The 18,995-nt window shown below is 66.9% G+C and carries 10 protein-coding genes; 5 read left to right on the forward strand and 5 right to left on the reverse strand.

The genetic code is table 11. The annotated features are described in order from the left end of the window. Nucleotides 1-211: 211 nt before the first annotated feature. The 5 genes from ACEPA4_RS18175 to ACEPA4_RS18195 form a co-directional block, all read right to left on the reverse strand. The gene (locus ACEPA4_RS18175; protein ID WP_164093258.1) at nucleotides 212-2,434 is read right to left on the reverse strand and encodes an NADP-dependent isocitrate dehydrogenase; all 2,223 of its coding nucleotides are present in this window, start codon (nucleotides 2,432-2,434) and stop codon (nucleotides 212-214) included. Between the two features lie 315 nt (nucleotides 2,435-2,749). Then, nucleotides 2,750-3,262 (reverse strand): hypothetical protein, encoded by a 513-nt coding sequence (locus tag ACEPA4_RS18180; protein ID WP_072169182.1) that lies wholly within the window; start codon nucleotides 3,260-3,262, stop codon nucleotides 2,750-2,752. Nucleotides 3,263-3,305: 43 nt separating this feature from the next. Continuing rightward, a complete protein-coding gene (locus ACEPA4_RS18185; protein WP_005419771.1) occupies nucleotides 3,306-3,599 on the reverse strand; it encodes a LysM peptidoglycan-binding domain-containing protein in 294 nt (97 codons plus the stop codon). A gap of 203 nt (nucleotides 3,600-3,802) precedes the next feature. Then, complete coding sequence (queF, locus tag ACEPA4_RS18190; protein WP_139727828.1) at nucleotides 3,803-4,621, reverse strand: NADPH-dependent 7-cyano-7-deazaguanine reductase QueF; 819 nt, start codon at nucleotides 4,619-4,621, stop codon at nucleotides 3,803-3,805. A gap of 491 nt (nucleotides 4,622-5,112) precedes the next feature. Continuing rightward, nucleotides 5,113-6,432 (reverse strand): M20 family metallopeptidase, encoded by a 1,320-nt coding sequence (locus ACEPA4_RS18195; protein ID WP_111200490.1) that lies wholly within the window; start codon nucleotides 6,430-6,432, stop codon nucleotides 5,113-5,115. Nucleotides 6,433-6,618: 186 nt separating this feature from the next. Here ACEPA4_RS18195 and ACEPA4_RS18200 point away from each other — a divergent pair, with 186 nt between their 5' ends. The 5 genes from ACEPA4_RS18200 (at nucleotide 6,619) to yccS (ending at nucleotide 18,951) form a co-directional block, all read left to right on the forward strand. Continuing rightward, on the forward strand, nucleotides 6,619-7,863 hold the full coding sequence (locus tag ACEPA4_RS18200; RefSeq protein ID WP_005419777.1) for an efflux RND transporter periplasmic adaptor subunit: 1,245 nt from the start codon (nucleotides 6,619-6,621) through the stop codon (nucleotides 7,861-7,863). Nucleotides 7,864-7,937: 74 nt separating this feature from the next. Continuing rightward, nucleotides 7,938-11,171 carry an efflux RND transporter permease subunit gene (locus ACEPA4_RS18205; RefSeq protein WP_065186764.1) on the forward strand — a complete coding sequence of 1,078 codons (3,234 nt, stop codon included), beginning with the start codon at nucleotides 7,938-7,940 and terminating at the stop codon, nucleotides 11,169-11,171. A 31-nt stretch (nucleotides 11,172-11,202) separates the two neighbouring features. Then, entirely contained in the window at nucleotides 11,203-14,325 is a 3,123-nt protein-coding gene (locus tag ACEPA4_RS18210) for an efflux RND transporter permease subunit (protein WP_065186763.1), read from the forward strand. Between the two features lie 286 nt (nucleotides 14,326-14,611). Then, entirely contained in the window at nucleotides 14,612-16,678 is a 2,067-nt protein-coding gene (locus tag ACEPA4_RS18215; RefSeq protein WP_262089940.1) for a TonB-dependent siderophore receptor, read from the forward strand. Between the two features lie 95 nt (nucleotides 16,679-16,773). Then, nucleotides 16,774-18,951, forward strand: a complete 2,178-nt coding sequence (gene yccS / locus ACEPA4_RS18220; protein WP_139727832.1) for a YccS family putative transporter — start codon at nucleotides 16,774-16,776, stop codon at nucleotides 18,949-18,951. Nucleotides 18,952-18,995 lie beyond the last annotated feature (44 nt).

Raw genomic sequence — 18,995 nt, forward strand, 5'->3', positions numbered from 1 at the left:
GCGGTTGCAGGCGGTGTCCGATCGGTTCTGCGACGGCTATCGCGGGCAAGTTTCATGCCCCGTTGACGGCATTCCGACAGCCGACGGAAGTCACGGTTTCATCGCCTGGGGTCAGATCCCTTTTGCGTGGCAAAAGGGATCTGACCCCAGAGCCAAAAAAGAAACCCGCGCCGAAGCGCGGGTTCCGGGGTCACGGCCGAACGGCGACGGATCAGCCGCGCAGCAGCTCCAGCGCGGCGTTGAAGGTCGCGCTCGGGCGCATCGCCTTGCTGGCCTTGGCCACGTCCGGACGGTAGTAGCCGCCGATGTCCACGGCCTTGCCCTGCACTGCGATCAGCTCGTCGACGATCTTCTGCTCGTTGTCGGTCAGCGCCTTGGCCAGCGGGGCGAAGCGTGCCTTCAGTGCGGCATCCTCGTCCTGGGCGGCCAAGGCCTGCGCCCAGTACAGAGCGATGTAGAAGTGGCTGCCACGGTTGTCGATGCCGCCGAGCTTGCGCGACGGCGACTTGTCGTTGTCCAGGAACTGGCCGTTGGCTTCGTCCAGCGCCTTGGCCAGCACGCGGGCGGCGGCGTTGTCATAGCGGTTGCCCAGGTGTTCCAGCGACGCAGCCAGGGCCAGGAACTCACCCAGCGAATCCCAGCGCAGGTAGTCCTCTTCGACGAACTGCTGCACGTGCTTCGGGGCCGAACCACCGGCGCCGGTCTCGAACAGGCCACCACCGGCCATCAGCGGCACGATCGACAGCATCTTGGCGCTGGTGCCCAGCTCCATGATCGGGAACAGATCGGTCAGGTAGTCGCGCAGCACGTTGCCGGTCACCGAGATGGTGTCCTCGCCCTTGCGGATGCGGTCCAGCGAGAACGCGGTGGCTTCCACCGGCGGCAGGATGCGGATGTCCAGGCCGTTGGTGTCGTGGTCCTTCAGATACTGCTCGACCTTGGCGATGACCTGCGCGTCGTGGGCGCGGGCGGCATCCAGCCAGAACACGGCCGGGGTGCTGCTCAGGCGGGCACGCTCGACGGCCAGCTTGACCCAGTCCTGGATCGGCGCGTCCTTGGTCTGGCACATGCGCCAGATGTCACCGGCTTCCACAGTGTGCTCGAACACCAGGTTGCCGGCGTCGTCGGTGACCTTGACCACGCCATCGGCAGCGATCTGGAAGGTCTTGTCGTGCGAGCCGTACTCTTCGGCCTTCTGTGCCATCAGGCCGACGTTGGGCACCGAGCCCATGGTGGCCGGGTCGAAGGCGCCGTGCGCCTTGCAGTCGTCGATGACGGCCTGGTACACGCCGGCATAGCAGCGGTCCGGAATGACCGCCTTGGTGTCCTGCAGCTTGCCTTCGGCGTTCCACATCTTGCCGGAGTCGCGGATCATCGCCGGCATCGAGGCGTCGACGATGACGTCGCTCGGCACGTGCAGGTTGGTGATGCCCTTGTCCGAGTTGACCATGGCCACGCCCGGGCGCTGTGCGTACTCGGCAGCCAGGTCGGCTTCGATCGCGGCACGGGTGGCTTCCGGCAGCGACGGCAGGCGCGCAGCCAGGTCACCGATGCCGTTGTTGGCGTCGAAACCGGCCTGCTTGAGCACGTCGGCATGCTTGGCCAGCACGTCCTTGTAGAACTCATTGACCGCCACGCCGAACATGATCGGGTCGGAGACCTTCATCATGGTCGCCTTCAGGTGCAGCGAGAACAGCACGCCCTGGGCCTTGGCATCGGCGATCTGCTCACCGATGAACGCGGCCAGCGCCTTGCGGCTCATCACGGCGGCGTCGACGATCTCGCCGGCCTTGACCGCCGTCTTTTCCTTCAGCACAGCGGTGCTGCCGTCGTTGCCGTGGACGGTGATCTTCAGCGAACCGGCGTTGGCCAGGGTGGCCGACTTTTCGCTGCCGTAGAAATCGCCGGCGGCCATGTGCGCGACGTGCGACTTCGAATCCGGCGCCCAAGCGCCCATGCGGTGCGGGTGCTTGCGCGCGTAGTTCTTCACCGACAGCGGTGCACGGCGGTCGGAGTTGCCTTCGCGCAGCACCGGGTTCACCGCGCTGCCCTTGACCTTGTCGTAGCGCGCCTTGTAGTCGCGCTGCTGGTCGTCGGCCGGGGTTTCCGGGTAATCCGGCAGCGGGTAGCCCTGGTCCTGCAGTTCCTTGATGGCCGCCTTCAGCTGCGGCACCGAGGCGGAAATGTTCGGCAGCTTGATGATGTTGGCGTCCGGGGTGGTCGCCAGCTGGCCCAGCTCGGCCAGGTCGTCGCTGACCTTCTGCGCGTCGGACAGCAGTTCCGGGAACTGCGACAGGATGCGGCCGGACAGCGAGATGTCACGGGTTTCCACCACGATGCCGGCCGTGGCGGTGTAGGCGTCAACGATCGGCAGCAGCGACTGGGTGGCCAGGAACGGTGCTTCGTCGGTCAGCGTGTAGAGGATCTTGGACATGGGGGACTTGGACTCTGTAGCAATGCTCAGGGGAAGGCCGGCGCCAGCGCCGGCCCACGTGCAACCGTGTCGCGCGCGAGGCGGGGCCCCACGCTTTCCCCCGTCGCCGTCAGGGTGGGCGCGCGGCGGGGAAACCCCTGCATTGTCGCGTTTTCAGTCGCGCGGGGCAAAGCCACGCCATACGCGGCGGTACTGCATGCCGGCAACGCTGTGATCCATCGACGCCTGGATGAAGCCGACCATCATCCAACAAAAAAGGACGCAGCCTCGCGGCTGCGTCCATCGTGAGCCCTGCCGGGAGAGAGTCGGCTGGACTTACTTGACCTCGAACTCCTGCGGCGTTCCGGCCGCCTTGCCATCGACGGTGACTTCGGCGCGGTACTTGCCGGCCGGCCAGCCCTTTGCATTCTTGAAGGTGACGTTGGTGGTTTCCGCACCGCTGGTGTTCAGCGTGGCATTCTGTTCGCCGGCCACCTGGCCGTCCTGGTAGGTCAGCTTCGCGCCAACGGCGACGTTGTTGGCAGCACCGTCGGTCTTGACCGAGACGATGATGTCGTCCTTCGGCGCGAACAAAGCCGTCGTCGCAACCGACTTGTCGGCGGCTGCGGTCTTGCCGACCGTGACCGACGAGACGCTGACAGCAGCGGCTTCGGCCATCGGCGGCGGCGCGCCGGTCATCGGGGCCGGTGCTGCCGGTTCGGCCGGAGCAGTCGCTGCCGGAGCGGCATTGTTGTCGGTCGACTCTTCTTTCTTCTTGCAACCGACCAGGGCGACGCTGCCCAGCAGGGCGGCGATCAGGGCGGTCTGGAGCGGGGTGGTCTTGATCATTCGGGGTTCCTCCCAGGGATTGTCGGACGGCGTTCTGGCCGGCTTACTTCGGCGGCAGTTTCAGGGTCTGGCCCGGGAAAATCTTGTCCGGGTCATCAAGCACATCGCGGTTGGCTTCGAAGATCTTCTTCCAGGCATTGGCGTCGCCCAGATGCTGCTTGGCGATCTTCGACAGCGAGTCACCCTTCTGCACGGTATAGGTGCCGCCGCTGACAACGTCCGCGGTGCTGTCCACCGAAGCGCTGACGCCGGAGAAGTCCGCCTTCGGCACCTGCTCGGCGGTACTGTCGACACTGCCACTGACGCCGGAGAAATCGGCTTTCTTCTCGGTACTCATCCACAACTCCCGTCTGCATGACTACGTGATTGGCACGGTGCCATGGCGGTTGTTAAATGGGGATGGTGCAGATGTGAAGCCGCCCCCGGGGGCGGCTGAACAATCGGGAGAGACGGTGTCCGGTCGTGCCGGCCGCTGGCCGGCTTTCCCTTGCCCTGGACGCGGGTTCCTTGCGGTTGCCGGCCAGCGACCGGCACTACCGGTTACTGCCGCAGTTCGCGGTAGGTCGCAGCCGGGGCGGTGATGCCGGGGCTGGCGCGCCAGGGGTTGATGTCCAGGCCACCACGGCGGGTATAGCGGGCCTCCACTTCCAGCCATTGTGGCTGGCAGCGCGCAGATACCTCGCTGAAGATCCGCTCAACGCACTGCTCGTGGAACTCGGCGTGTTCACGGTAGCTGACCAAGTAGCGCAGCAGGCCCACGCGATCGATCTTCGGCCCGCGGTAACGCAGGCTGACCGTGGCCCAGTCCGGCTGGCCGGTGACCGGGCAGTTGGACTTCAGCAGCGACGAGACCAGGGTCTCTTCCACCACCTCACCCGCATCGGCGGCGAGGAAGTCCGCCTGCGGCGGGCCGTAGCAGTCGATCTCCAGTTCCAGCCCGTCGATGGACTCGCCGAGCGGCGTCTCGCGCAGGCCTGGCAGGCCGAACTCGACCTGGACCGGCACACCGGCGCAGGCCGACAGATCCGCCACCAGGCGCGCGCGCAGTGCCTCGGCGCTGTCGATGCGGGTGCTGTTGAGGGAGTTGAGGTACAGCTTGAACGACTTCGATTCGATCAGCCGCGGCGAGGTGCATGGCACCTGCACCGTGGCGACGGCGACCTGCGGCTTGCCACGCGGGTCGAGCCAGCTCAGCTCGAAGGCGTGCCAGCGGTCGTGGCCGACGAACGGCAGCGCGGCCTCATCGAGGCCGATCTCGGCGCGGGCGCCGCTGCGGGGGATGGGGAACAGCAGGCCGGGATCGTACTGCGACGGGTAACTGACCTCGCGACCGAGGCTGGAATCCTGTGGGGTGTTCATGGAGGTCATTGTATCGCGCGGAGGGCGGGCCTTCGGCCGGGCCGGCCAACGGCGGAGCCCCTCCGTGGTGGGGTGTTGGGTCGTCGAAAGCCTGGATTCCCGGGAGTGGGCCGGGCGGATGGGGCTGGCGGGGACGCCGTGAATCCGTCCCTGGAGGCTTAGCCGCGCCATCCATGGCGCGGATACCCCGCCAGCCCCACCCGCCCGGCCCCCCGACACATTTCTGCCGCCGATCCACCACGGGAAAGATCAGAAAATCAAAATCCGATCCTTCGGACATTTTCGATGTCTGCCATCCACGCATGGCGTGGATCTACCGGCAAGCCACGGGATCGGGTCTGGAGGAAGGCCCCCTGAGTCAGGGGGCGGCCGCGAAGCGGCAGGGGTCTGGAAGCTGGTAAGGGGGGCCCACCGTTCGCGCAGCGAACTGTGGGAGCGACAGCGCGCATGCGATGTCGCGTACCCAGGGCTGCAAGCCCTGCCGGAAACCCTCACCCCGCCGGGGTGCCGGCACCGTGCAGGTAATCCAGGCTCACCTGCAGCAACGCCCGCAGTCCCACATCCAGTGCCTTCTCATCCAGCAGGAACTTCGGCGAATGGTTGGCCGGCGCCGTCGCTGGGTCGATGCCCACGCTGGTGGAGCCGACGAAGAAGAACATGCCCGGCACTTCCTTCGCGTACAGCGAGAAATCCTCCGCGCCCATCTGCAGCGGCGGCTCGTACACGTTGTCCTTGCCCACCACCGCCTGCAGGCTCGGCAGCATCTTCGCGGTCAGCGCCGGGTCGTTCACCGTGGCCGGGTTGCCCTCCGACTCGTAGATGTCGGTCACCGCCTTCGCACCGTGCGCGGCGGCCGTGTGCTCGGCCACGTTGCGCAGGTCGGCAAAGATCTGCTGGCGCATGCCTTCGTCAAAGGTGCGGATGGTGCCGACCATCTCCACTTCATCGGGAATGATGTTGTAGCGGATGCCGCCGTTGATCGCGCCGAAGGTCAGCACTGCCGGTTGCTTGGACAGGTTGGCGCGGCGGCTGACGATGGTCTGCGCGGTGCCGACCAGATCGGCGGTGGCGACGATCGGGTCAACACCGTTCCACGGTGCCGAGCCATGCGTCTGGCGACCGATCACCTTGATCCCGAAGCGATCCGAGGCGGCCATCAATGGGCCGCCGCGCACCGCGATCTGGCCGGCCTGCACGCTGGAGAACACATGCAGGCCGAACACGGCCTCCGGCTTGAAATCGGCAAACAGCCCTTCCTTCAGCATCAGTGCCGCACCGCCCTCTTCCGGCGGCGGCGCGCCTTCCTCGGCCGGCTGGAAGATCAGCATCACCTGGCCCGGCAGGTCCTTCTTCATTGATACCAGCGCTTCGGCCACGCCGAGCAGGGTGGCGGTATGCGCGTCGTGGCCACAGGCATGCATCACGCCCACGGTCTGCCCGCGGTACTGGTCGGTGGCCTTGGAGGCGAACGGCAGGCCGGTCTGCTCGGTCACCGGCAGCGCGTCCATGTCTGCACGCAACGCGATCTTCGGGCCTTGCTTGCCGCCTTCGATGATCGCCACCACGCCGTGGTGGGCGATGCCGGTCTTCGGCTTCAGGCCCATCGCACGCAGGCGCTTGGCGACCTCGGCCGAGGTGCGCGCCTCGCGGTTGGACAGCTCCGGGTGCTGGTGGAAATCACGGCGCCATTCGACCACCCGGGCCTGCAGCCGCTGCGCGGCGGCGGTCACTTCCGGGCGTTGCCCGTCCTGGGCATGGGCAAGCGCCGGCAGGGCCAGCAGCAGGGCGGACAGCAGCAGCGAACGGCGCATCGCAATCTCCACAGCAAGAGGGTTCCAGCTGAATGTAGGGCAACACCGGCGCCACGGGAACCTCCGGTGCCGCATCCGGTCTTAGCGCCCGTCCCATCCGTCATGCAGGAAACGTGATGTGGCACAGGTATGCTTTGCGCATTGTCCCGGCGTCCCGTCCGGTCCAGCCCTCTCGGAGTCCTCGTAATGTCACGTGTTTGGAAGATCGTGCTGCTGGTCGTGGCGATCCTGGTGCTGGCCGTGGTCGGCCTGCGCGTCATTGGCGGGGGCAAGGACAAGGCTGGAAAACCTGCTGCGGGCGCGCGCCAGGGCGGCGAAGATCCGAATGCCGGTCCAGTGCCGGTGACCGTGGTGGAGGCCACGCGCCAGGACGTGCCGGTGTATGCCAGCGCGCTGGGTACGGTGACCGCGATGAACACCGTCACCGTCAGCCCGCAGGTCGGCGGTCAGCTGATGAGCCTGAATTTCCGTGAAGGCCAGGAAGTGAAGCAGGGTGATGTGCTGGCGGTGATCGACCCGCGCACCGCCCAGGCCAGCTACGACCAGGCCGCTGCAGCCAAGCGCCAGAACGAGGCCCTGCTGGCCACCGCGCGCTCCAACTACCAGCGCTCGAACGCGCCGGAGTATCGCCAGTACGTCGCCAAGACCGATCTGGATACACAGCGAAACCAAGTGGCACAGTACGAAAGCGCCGTGGCCGCCAACGAGGCCAGCATGCGCTCGGCGCAGGTGCAGCTGCAGTACACCCGGGTCACCGCGCCGATCTCAGGCATCGCCGGCATCCGTGCGGTCGACGCCGGCAACGTGGTCAGCGCCGGTACCGCGCTGGTCACGCTGACCCAGATCCATCCGATCCACGTGCTGTTCAACCTGCCCGAGCGCCAGCTCGGCGATGTGCGCCAGGCGCAGGCCGCCGGCACGGTACCGGTGGCGGCGCTGGACCGCGCCGATTCGCACGTGCTGTCCGGCGACGGCAAGCTCGATGTGGTCGACAACCTGATCAGTGCCGACAGCGGCACGTTCAAGGCGCGCGCCCTGTTCGACAACACCGACAACGGCCTGTGGCCGGGCCAGTTCGTCAACGTGCGCATGCAGCTGCGCACGATTGCCGGCGGCGTGGTGATCCCCACCCAGGCGGTACTGCGTGGCCCGGATGGCGAGTACGTCTACATCGTGCAGGGCGACAACACGGTAAAGATGCAGACCGTGCGCAGCGGCGTGGAAGTGGGCGACAGCCAGGTGCAGATCGCCGAAGGCCTGAAGGGCGGCGAGCGGGTGGTCAGTGAAGGCCAGTTCCGCCTGAAGCCGGGCAGCAAGGTCACCGCACTGAAGCCGGGCGAGACCCCGGCCGCACCGACCGAGGCCGAACTGAAGGCAGCCGAGCAGAAGAACGCAGGCGGCGGTGGCCGTCGCGGTGGTGGCCCGCGCTGAGCGCAGGCCACTGATCTCCCTCGCGCCGGCGGACCTGCCGGCGCCGACATTGAAGTGCCAGCAAGGATCAGTCCGTGGGCTTTTCGACGATCTTCATCCGCCGCCCGATCGCCACCTCGCTGTTGATGGCGGGCCTGTTGCTGCTGGGCATCCTCGGTTACCGCAAGCTGCCGGTGTCGGCGCTGCCGGAAATCGATGCGCCCAGCCTGGTGGTCACCACCCAGTACCCCGGTGCGAACGCCACCACCATGGCCTCGCTGGTCACCACCCCGCTGGAGCGCCAGTTCGGGCAGATTTCCGGGCTGGAGCTGATGACCTCCGACTCGTCGGCCGGGTTGTCGACGATCATCCTGCAGTTCTCGATGGACCGCGACATCGACATCGCCGCGCAGGACGTGCAGGCGGCGATCCGCCAGGCCACCCTGCCCTCGTCGCTGCCCTACCAGCCGGTCTACAACCGGGTGAACCCGGCCGACGCGGCCATCGTCACCCTGAAACTGACCTCTGACACGCGCCCGCTGCGCGACGTCAACAATTACGCCGATTCCATCCTGGCCCAGCGCCTGTCGCAGGTGCAGGGCGTGGGCCTGGTCTCGATCGCCGGCAATGTGCGCCCGGCCGTGCGCATCCAGGTCAATCCGGCGCAGCTGTCGAACATGGGCCTGACCCTGGAGCAGCTGCGCAGCGCGCTGACCCAGGCCAACGTCAATGCGCCCAAGGGCTCGTTGAACGGCAAGACGCAGTCCTACAGCATCGGCACCAACGACCAGCTGGCCAGCGCCGCCGAGTACCGCGACACCATCATCAGCTACAAGAATGGCCGCCCGGTGCGGCTGTCGGACGTGGCCGAGGTAATCGATGGCGTGGAGAACGACCAGCTTGCCGCCTGGGCCGACGGCAAGCCGGCGGTACTGCTGGAAGTGCGCCGCCAGCCCGGTGCCAACATCGTGCAGACCGTCGAGCGCATCCGCGCCATCCTGCCGCAGCTGCAGGGCGTGCTGCCAGCCGACGTGCACCTGGAGATCTTCAACGACCGCACCGAGACCATCCGCGCCTCGGTGCATGAAGTGCAGTTCACCCTGATCCTGACCATCGGGCTGGTGGTGGCGGTGATCTTCGTGTTCCTGCGCCGGTTGTGGGCCACGATCATTCCCTCGGTGGCGGTGCCGTTGTCGCTGGCCGGCACCTTCGCGGTGATGGCCTTCGCCGGCATGTCGCTGGACAACCTCTCGCTGATGGCGCTGGTGGTGGCCACCGGCTTCGTGGTCGACGATGCGATCGTGATGATCGAGAACATCGTGCGCTACATCGAGCAGGGCAAGAGTGGCAAGGAAGCGGCCGAGATCGGCGCACGCCAGATCGGCTTCACCGTGCTGTCGCTGACGGTCTCGCTGGTGGCGGTGTTCCTGCCGCTGCTGCTGATGCCCGGCGTCACCGGCCGCCTGTTCCACGAGTTCGCGTGGGTGCTGAGCATCGCCGTGGTGCTGTCGATGCTGATCTCGCTGACGCTGACCCCGATGATGTGCGCCTACCTGCTCAAGCCCGATGCCCTGCCCGAGGGCGAGGACGCGCATGAGCGCGCGGCGGCGGCCGGCAAGCAGAACCTGTGGACGCGCACCGTCGGCCTCTACGAGCACAGCCTGGACTGGGTGCTTGGCCACCAGCGGCTGACCCTGGCCGTGGCCGGTGGCGCGCTGGTGCTGACCGTGCTGCTGTACGTGCTGATTCCCAAGGGCCTGCTGCCCGAACAGGACACCGGCCTGATCACCGGCGTGGTGCAGGCCGACCAGAACATCGCCTTCCCGCAGATGGAGCAGCGCACCAGGCAGGTGGCCGAAGCGCTGCGCCAGGATCCAGACGTGACCGGCGTGTCGGCCTTCATCGGTGCCGGCAGCATGAACCCCACGCTCAACCAGGGCCAGCTGTCGATCGTGCTGAAGGAGCGCAGCCAGCGCGACGGCCTGGACGAGATCCTGCCGCGCCTGCAGAAGGCAGTGGCCGGCATTCCGGGCGTGGCGCTGTACCTGAAGCCGGTGCAGGACGTAACCCTGGATACCCGCGTGGCCGCCACCGAGTACCAGTACTCGCTGTCGGACGTGGATTCGGCGACGGTGGCGACCCAGGCCACGCGCCTGACCGAAGCGCTGCGCAAGCGCCCGGAACTGGCCGACGTCGACAACAACCTGTCCAACCAGGGCCGCGCCCTGGAGCTGAACATCGACCGCGACAAGGCCAGCGTGCTGGGCGTGCCGATGCAGACCATCGACGACACGCTCTACGATGCGTTCGGCCAGCGCCAGATTTCGACCATCTTCACCGAGCTCAACCAGTATCGCGTGGTGCTGGAAGTGGCACCGGAGTTCCGCACCAGCACTGCGCTGATGGAACAGCTGGCCGTCGCCTCCAACGGCGCCGGCGCATTGACCGGCACCAATGCCACCAGCTTCGGCCAGGTCACCTCCTCCAACTCGTCCACCGCCACCGGCATCGGCGCGCAGAACACCGGCATCACCGTCGGCGCCGGCAACATCATCCCGCTGTCGGCGCTGGCCGAAGGCAAGGTCAGCAGCGCCCCGCTGGTGGTCAGCCACCAGCAGCAGCTGCCGGCGGTGACCGTGTCGTTCAACGTGGCGCCAGGCTATTCGCTGTCCGAAGCGGTGCGAGCGATCCAGGAGACCAAGGACAGCCTGGACATGCCCACCCACCTGCATGCCGAGTTCATCGGCAAGGCCGCCGAGTTCACCGGCAGCCAGACCGATGTGGTGTGGCTGCTGCTGGCCTCGCTGGTGGTGATCTACATCGTGCTGGGCGTGCTCTACGAGAGCTACATCCACCCGATCACGATCATCTCCACGCTGCCGCCGGCCGGTGTCGGCGCGCTGCTGGCGCTGATGCTGTGCGGGCTGAGCCTGTCGGTGGATGGCATCGTCGGCATCGTGCTGCTGATCGGCATCGTCAAGAAGAACGGCATCATGATGGTCGACTTCGCCATCGAAGCCCGCCGCGCCGGCGCCAACGCGCACGAAGCGATCCGCCGCGCCTGCCTGCTGCGCTTCCGCCCGATCATGATGACCACCGCCGCGGCCATGCTCGGCGCGCTGCCGCTGGCGCTGGGCACCGGCATCGGTTCGGAGCTGCGCCGCCCGCTGGGTATCGCCATCGTTGGAGGCCTGCTGCTGTCGCAGTTGGTGACCCTGTACACCACGCCGGTGATCTACCTGTACATGGAGCGCTTCTCCGAGTGGCTGGCGCGCCGCCGCGAACAGCGTGCGCTGCGCGACGGTTCGCTGCAGGAGCCGCAGGCATGATCCACGCCCCGCTGCCGTGGGGGGCCGCACGATGAACCTGTCCGGCCCCTTCATCCGCCGCCCGATCGGCACCGCACTGCTGGCCATCGGCTTGTTCATGGTCGGCCTGATCTGCTACCTGCGCCTGGGCGTATCGGCGCTGCCGAACATCGAGATCCCGGTGATCTTCGTGCATGCCAGCCAGTCCGGCGCCGACGCGGCGACCATGGCCTCGACGGTCACCGCGCCGCTGGAACGCCATCTCGGCCAGCTGCCGGGCATCGATCGCATGCGCTCGTCGAGCTCGGAAGGCAGCTCGCTGGTGTTCATGATCTTCCAGAGCGGCCACAACATCGATTCGGCGGCACTGGATGTACAAACGGCGATCAACTCGGCTCAGGCCGACCTGCCCTCGGGCATGGGCTCGCCGATGTACCAGAAGGCGAACCCGAACGACGACCCGGTGATCGCCATCGCGCTGACCTCGCAGACGCAGTCGGCCGACGAGCTCTACAACGTGGCCGACTCGCTGCTGGCGCAGCGCATCCGCCAGATCAGCGGCGTCGCCTCGGTCGACATCGCTGGCGCGTCGACGCCAGCGGTGCGCGTGGACGTCAACCTGCGCCTGATGAACGCGCTGGGCCTGACCGCCGATGACCTGCGCAACGCAGTGCGCGCGGCCAACGTGACCTCGCCCACCGGCTTCCTCAGCGATGGCAACACCACCACGGCGATCATCGCCAACGACTCGGTGGCGCGCGCCGCCGACTTCGCCGACCTGGTAGTCAAGACCCAGGGCGACGGCCGGGTGATCCGGCTGAAGGACATCGCCAACGTCTACGACGGCCAGCAGGATGCCTACCAGGCGGCGTGGTTCGACCACAAGCCGGCGGTGGTGATGTACGTGTTCACCCGTGCCGGCGCCAACATCGTGGAGACCGTGGACCGGGTCAAGGCGCAGATCCCGACCCTGCGCGACTACCTGCAGCCGGGCACCACGATGACGCCGTACTTCGACCGTACGCCGACCATCCGTTCGTCGCTGCATGAAGTGCAGGTCACCCTGCTGATCAGCCTGGCAATGGTGGTGCTGACCATGGCGCTGTTCCTGCGCCGGCTGGCACCCACCCTGATCGCGGCGGTGACCGTGCCGCTGTCGCTGGCCGGCGCCGCGCTGGTCATGTACGTGATGGGCTTCACCCTGAACAACCTGAGCCTGCTGGCGCTGGTGATCGCGATCGGCTTCGTGGTCGACGATGCGATCGTGGTGATCGAGAACATCATGCGCCACCTCGACGAAGGCATGCCGCGCATGCAGGCGGCGTTGACCGGTGCGCGCGAGATCGGCTTCACCATCGTCTCGATCACCGCCTCGCTGGTGGCGGTGTTCATCCCGCTGCTGTTCGCCAGCGGCATGATGGGCGCGTTCTTCCGCGAGTTCACCGTGACCCTGGTGGCGGCCATCGTGGTCTCGATGATCGTCTCGCTGACGTTGACCCCGGCGCTGTGCAGCCGCTTCCTCAGCGCGCACGACCACAGCGCGCCGCCGTCGCGTTTCGGCCGCTGGCTGGATGCCGGCCACGAGCGGATGCTGCGCATCTACACCGTGTTCCTCGATTTCTCGCTGCGCCACGCGCTGCTGCTGTCGCTGACGCCACTGATCCTGATCGGCGTCACCATCTTCCTGTTCGGCGCGGTGAAGAAGGGCGCGTTCCCGCCGCAGGACACCGGCCTGATCTGGGGCCGCGCCAACTCCAGTGCCACCGTGTCGTTCGAGGACATGGTCGCGCGCCAGCGCCGCATCACCGACATGCTGATGGCCGACCCGGCGGTGAAGACGGTGGGTGTACGCCTGGGCAGCGGCCGCCAGGGCTCCAGTGCACAGTTCAACATCGAGCTGAAATCACGCAGCGACGGCCGCCGCGAAACCACCGCGCATGCGTTGGCGCGCCTCAGCGCCAAGGCCGATCGCTATCCCGACCTGCAGCTGCGCCTGCGCGCGATCCAGGACCTGCCCAGCAACGATGGCGGCGGTTCCAGCCAGGGCGCGCAGTACCGCATCTCGCTGCAGGGCAACGACCTGGCCGCACTGCAGGAATGGCTGCCCAAGCTGCAGGCGGAACTGAAGAAGAACCCGAAGCTGCGCGACGTCGGCACCGACGTGGACAATGCCGGCCTGCGCCAGAACATCCAGATCGACCGCGCAAAGGCCGCGCGCCTGGGCATCACAGTGGGCGCCATCGACGGCGCGCTGTATGGTGCGTTCGGCCAGCGCCAGATCTCTACCATCTATTCGGACATCAACCAGTACAGCGTCGTGGTCAATGCCCTGCCCTCGCAGACCGCCACCCCGGCGGCGCTGGATGAGGTGTACGTGCGTGCGCGCAACGGCGACATGGTGCCGATCACCGCGGTGGCCACGCAGATGCCTGGCCTGGCCCCATCGCAGATCACCCACGAGAACCAGTACACGACGATGGACCTCAGCTACAACCTGGCTCCCAACGTGAGCATGGGCGAGGCCAAGGCGATCATCGACGCGACCGTGGCCGGCATGCGCATGCCCGGCGACATCCGCCTGGCCGACGATGCGGGCTTCGGCTTCAACTCCGATCCCAGCGACATGCTGATCCTGGTGTTCGCCGCAATCCTGACCGTGTACCTGGTACTGGGCATGCTCTACGAGAGCCTGATCCACCCGGTCACCATCCTGTCCACGCTGCCGGCGGCGGGTGTCGGTGCGCTGCTGGCCCTGTTCGGCACCAACACCGAGCTGTCGGTGATCTCGATGATCGCGCTGGTGCTGCTGATCGGCATCGTCAAGAAGAACGCGATCATGATGATCGACTTCGCACTGGTGGCGCAGCGCGAGCATGGGCTGGCGCCGCGCGATGCCGCACGCGAGGCCAGCATCGTGCGCTTCCGCCCGATCATGATGACCACGATGGTCGCGATCCTGGCCGCAGTGCCGCTGGCGATCGGCCTGGGTGAAGGGTCCGAGCTGCGCCGCCCGCTGGGCATCGCGATGATCGGCGGCCTGCTGTTCTCGCAGAGCCTGACCCTGCTCAGTACGCCGGCACTGTACGTGATCTTCTCCTGCCTGGCCGAGCGCTGGCGCGCCCGTCGCGCGCGCAGGCGCGAAGCGAAGCTGCTCAAGCGCGCGCAGCGGGCGTAGTAGAGCCCATCCACGCATGGCGTGGATCTAGTTCTCGGTACTGCGAATCTGCCGGCCAGCGGCCGGCACTACCACCGGCGCGGAGGGTGGGTGCGGACCGTTGGTCCGCACGCCTCCGGGTTTGACGTGCTGTAACGAAAAGAGAACAATTCCCCTCCAGCCATGGTCCTGCGCCCCTTCGCGGCGCCCCGCTGCCCTCTCCGGCAAGCCTGCGTGATCCCAGCCATCAACCTTTCCCCCCATGCGGGCGGATGGCGCGTGGCCGTTCGCCGAGGATGACTGAACCATGCTCCTGCACCCACTCTGCCGCCCGGCGCTGCTTGCCGTTTCCCTGTCACTGGCCTGTGCCGCGCATGCCCAGTCCGTACCCGAGCGCACCCATCGGAACCGCAGTGCCACCGATCTGGATGCGGTGAAGGTCACCGCCGAACGCACCCACGCCGATACCGGCGCCCTTGGTGATCGCGTGCTGCGTGATACCCCGTTCGCGATCACCGCCGTGGGCCGCGAGCAGATCGAGCAGCGCCAAGTGGTCTCGCTGGGCGAAGCGTTCCTGCTCGACCCTTCGGTCACCACCCAGGTCAGCGCCTATGCCAGTGGCTGGAGTTCGCCGATCCGCAACCGTGGCATCGACCTGAACTTCGACAGCTATCGCGTCAATGGCCTGCAGGTTTCCTCGTGGGGTACCGAGTGGCCGCTGGAAGTGATGGAACAGGTCGATCTGCTGAAAGGCCCGGGTGGATTCCTTTATGGTTTCGGTGCCCCCGGTGGCATCGTCAACTATATCACCAAGAAGCCGACCGACACGCCCACCTTCTCCGCCCAGCTGGGCTGGCGCGAGCAGGGCATCGTCAGTGGCGGGATGGACGTCGGCGGCCGCTTCGGCAACGAGCAGATGTTCGGTTATCGCTTCAATGCTTTCGGGGAAAAGGGTGAGACCTTCAATGGTGGCCACGTCGATCGCAAGGTGGGCGCACTGTCGCTGGACGCGCGCCTGAGCGACGCACTGATCTGGACCTTCGACGGCGTGTTCCAGTCACGCGACCTGCGCGAGGAATCGCCGCAGTACTACTTCCGCGGACTGACCTCGTTGCCACGGCCGATCGCCGGGAATTCCGGCAACAGTGTCCCCGGCACCTACTACGACACTCGTTCCAGCCTGTTGTCGACCCGCTTGGACTGGCAGATCAACAGCGACTGGAAAACCAGCCTGAGTTATGGCGTCACCACCTCGTGGAATGACGTCAACAAGATCTTCGCCTACATCGATTCGCCCAATGGCGACTATGACGTCAACGTCTATGAACTGGGTGGCAAGAGCGAGTGGAAGCTGGCGCAGGCGATGCTGCAGGGCAGCTTCCACACCGGTCCGCTGCAGCATCAGGTGGTGGCAGGCATCAGTCACCAGACCGGGCTGGGCTGGGACCGTCCCTACGAATGGAGCCTGATCGGCCGCGCCAACCTGTACCAGCGCCATGCCATCCGCCATGACGCCGTCGGTTCACGGGTGATGACCCGCGGCGACGAGACCGTGCAGCAGGCCGTGTTCGCAAGCGATACCGTCGATCTCGGCAGCGGCTGGTCGGTGCTGGCGGGCTGGCGCTACAACGATTACGAGACCAAGGGCCGCTACCACACCTATCCGGTCACACCGACCTATGCCGTGATGTTCAAGCCCAGCGAGGCGGTCACCCTCTACGCCAGCTACATCGAATCGCTGGAAGCGGGCAGCCGCGTAGGCAACAACTACATCAACGCCGGTGATGTGCTCGACCCGACCCTCAGCAAGCAGTACGAGATCGGCGCGAAGGCCGAGGCCGCGCGCTGGAACGCGAACGTGGCGGCGTTCCGGCTGGAACGTGGCGCCAACATCGATGAACTCACACCGGCCGGCAAGCGCCTGGTGCAGGACGGCATCACGCTGTACGAAGGCATCGAGGCCAGTGCCGACCTGCACCTCAGCGATGTCCTCACGGTTGGCGGAGGCGTCACCTGGCTGGACCCGACCTACGACAGGCTGTCCCCGGCCAGCGCTGCACAGGAGGGCAACCGTACCGCCGGTGCGGCGCGCTGGAGCGGGGCCGTGCACGCCACCTACCAGCTGCGGGTGGATGGCCTGGAAACATACGCCGCGGTGCGCTATTACGGCGATGTCTGGTACGACGCCGACAACACCCTGAAGCTGCCCGATTACACGCTGGTCAATGCAGGCATCGGCTACCGCCTGCTCGCCTCCGGTCATCCGCTGACCGTGCGCGCCAGCGTCGAGAACCTGGCCAACCGGAAGTACTGGTCCAACGCCGGCACAGGCCTGCCACGTACGTTCGCTGTGAGCGTGCGGTTCGACATGTAGGGTCCGGCAGCACCGTGGGTGCGGACCGTTGGTCCGCACTCCATATTTCACGCGCAGCCCGCAATAATGGTGGAAGACCCTTCCACCGAGCCTGCATGTCCGCCCGCCAATCCCGCCTCAGCCGACTGTGGGCCCACGAAAAGGCCAGCTACGGCCTGCGCGTGTTCATCGCGCTGACCGCGGCCGTGGCCGTGTGCTGGCAGTTCGAGGCGCTGACCGCCCTGCCCGGCGTGTTCCTCGGCATCATCGCAAGCGCCATCGCAGAAACCGACGACAACTGGTGGGGCCGGACCAAGGCCGTGGTGTTGTCCCTGTTGTGCTTCTGCATTGCGGCGGCTTCGGTGATCTGGCTGTTCCCGTGGCCGTGGATCTTCATCGGCGCGCTGGCACTGTCCACCTTCGGCCTGACCCTGCTTGGCGCGCTCGGCGAGCGCTACGCATCCATTGCCCAGGCCACGGTGACGCTGGCGATCTACACGATGATCGGCCTGGAACAACATGGTGCCAGCGACCTGCACAGCGCACTGGAAGCGGTCAGCCATCTGCTGGCCGGTGCGGTCTGGTACGGGCTGTTGTCGATCCTGTGGGCCGCGTTGTTCGCCAACCGGCCGGTGCGCGAACGCGTGGCGCGGCTGTACCTTGAGCTGGGCCGCTACCTGCAGCTGAAGGCTGCGCTGTTCGAGCCGGTGCGCGAAGCCGACCTGCAACGTCGCCAGCTCGACCTGGCCGAACAGAACCGCCGTGTGGTGGGTGCGTTGAACGAGGCCAAGACCGCGATCCTGGCCCGCTTCGGCCGCTCCGGCCGGCCCGGGGTGAACTCCGGCCTGTACCTGCGCCTGTACTACATGGCGCAGGATTTCCACGAGCGCGCCAGTTCCTCGCACTACCCGTATGGCGCGCTGGTGGACGCCTTCTTCCACAGCGATGTGCTTTACCGCTGCCAGCGCCTGCTCGACCTGCAGGGCCAGGCCTGTGCCCGCCTGGGCGAGGCGATCCGGCTGCGTCGTCCGTTCGTATACGGCGAAAGCAACCAGCAGGCCGGGCGCGACCTGGCCGACGCGCTCGCCTACCTGCGTGACCAGCAGCGCCCGCAGTGGCAGCGCCTGCTCGGCTCGCTGGACCTGCTGGTTCACAACCTGCGCAGCATCGAGCGCCGCCTGCTGGATGCCGAACGTTCCGAAGCCAGCCTGGACAACGTCGACACCCGCCTGCGCGACAGCAACCCGCATACCCTGCGCGAGATGGGCGTGCGCATCCGCCAGCAGCTCACGCCCGGCTCGGTGCTGTTCCGCCATGGCCTGCGCATGGCACTGGCGCTGATCGCCGGCTTTGCAGCGATCCGGCTGTTCAATGCGCAGAACGGTTCATGGGTACTGCTGACCATCGTGTTCGTGTGCCGGCCCAACTTCGGCGCCACCCGCCAGCGCCTGGCACAGCGCATCGTCGGCACCGTCGCCGGACTGGTGCTGACCTGGGCACTGCTGCAGCTGTTCCCGCAACTGCACGTACAGCTGCTGATCGCACTGCTGTCGGCACTGTTGTTCTTCTTCACCCGCACCGACCGCTACCTGGTGGCATCAGCCGCGATCACCGTGATGGCGCTGACCTGCTTCAACCTGATCGGCGATGGCTTCGTGCTGATCGTACCGCGCATGGTCGATACGCTGTTGGGCTGCGCGATCGCAGCGGCGGCAGCGTTCCTGATCCTGCCCGACTGGCAGGGCCGCCAGCTGCATCTCGTCCTGGCACGCGTGCTGGACACTGCCGCTCGCTACCTGGATTCGGTGCTGGGCCAGTACCGCAGCGGCATGCGCGACGACCTGGCCTACCGCATCGCCCGCCGCGACATGCACAACGCCGACGCCGCGCTGTCCACCGCACTGTCGAACATGCTGCGCGAACCCGGCCACGTGCGCCGCAACCTGGATGCCGGCTTCCGCTTCTTGGCGCTGTCCAACACGCTGCTGGGGCATCTGTCGGCGCTGGGTGCGCACCGCGACCAGGTGGACAGCTACGCAGGCGATCCACTGGCGCTGGCCGCGGGCGATCGCGTGCGCAAGGCACTTCAGGAGCTGGCGACGGCGCTGACCGCGCGGCAACCCGTCGCGGACGATGACAACGACGCCGACCGCGCGGTGGCCGCCGAGCTGGAGCAGATCGACGAGGCGATGCCACCGAAACTGCAGTTGATCCGTACCCAGATGGCGCTGGTACTGCGCATGCTGCCGAAGGTGCGTGCCGCGGCCAATGAGGCGGCGACCAACCTGACCTGATCCCTCATCGCTGATCGGGCATCCCATCCACGCAGGGCGTGGAT

The sequence above is a fragment of the Stenotrophomonas sp. P2112 genome (genome assembly GCF_041897515.1).
Lineage (GTDB): Bacteria > Pseudomonadota > Gammaproteobacteria > Xanthomonadales > Xanthomonadaceae > Stenotrophomonas > Stenotrophomonas sepilia.

Coding starts and splice junctions, on each gene's coding strand:
- ACEPA4_RS18215 (WP_262089940.1), top strand. CDS start 14,612: ATGCTCCTGCACCCACTCTGCCGCCCGGCGCTGCTTGCCGTTTCCCTG.
- ACEPA4_RS18200 (WP_005419777.1), top strand. CDS start 6,619: ATGTCACGTGTTTGGAAGATCGTGCTGCTGGTCGTGGCGATCCTGGTG.
- ACEPA4_RS18210 (WP_065186763.1), top strand. CDS start 11,203: ATGAACCTGTCCGGCCCCTTCATCCGCCGCCCGATCGGCACCGCACTG.
- yccS (WP_139727832.1), top strand. CDS start 16,774: ATGTCCGCCCGCCAATCCCGCCTCAGCCGACTGTGGGCCCACGAAAAG.
- ACEPA4_RS18185 (WP_005419771.1), bottom strand. CDS start 3,599: ATGAGTACCGAGAAGAAAGCCGATTTCTCCGGCGTCAGTGGCAGTGTC.
- ACEPA4_RS18195 (WP_111200490.1), bottom strand. CDS start 6,432: ATGCGCCGTTCGCTGCTGCTGTCCGCCCTGCTGCTGGCCCTGCCGGCG.
- ACEPA4_RS18180 (WP_072169182.1), bottom strand. CDS start 3,262: ATGATCAAGACCACCCCGCTCCAGACCGCCCTGATCGCCGCCCTGCTG.
- queF (WP_139727828.1), bottom strand. CDS start 4,621: ATGAACACCCCACAGGATTCCAGCCTCGGTCGCGAGGTCAGTTACCCG.
- ACEPA4_RS18175 (WP_164093258.1), bottom strand. CDS start 2,434: ATGTCCAAGATCCTCTACACGCTGACCGACGAAGCACCGTTCCTGGCC.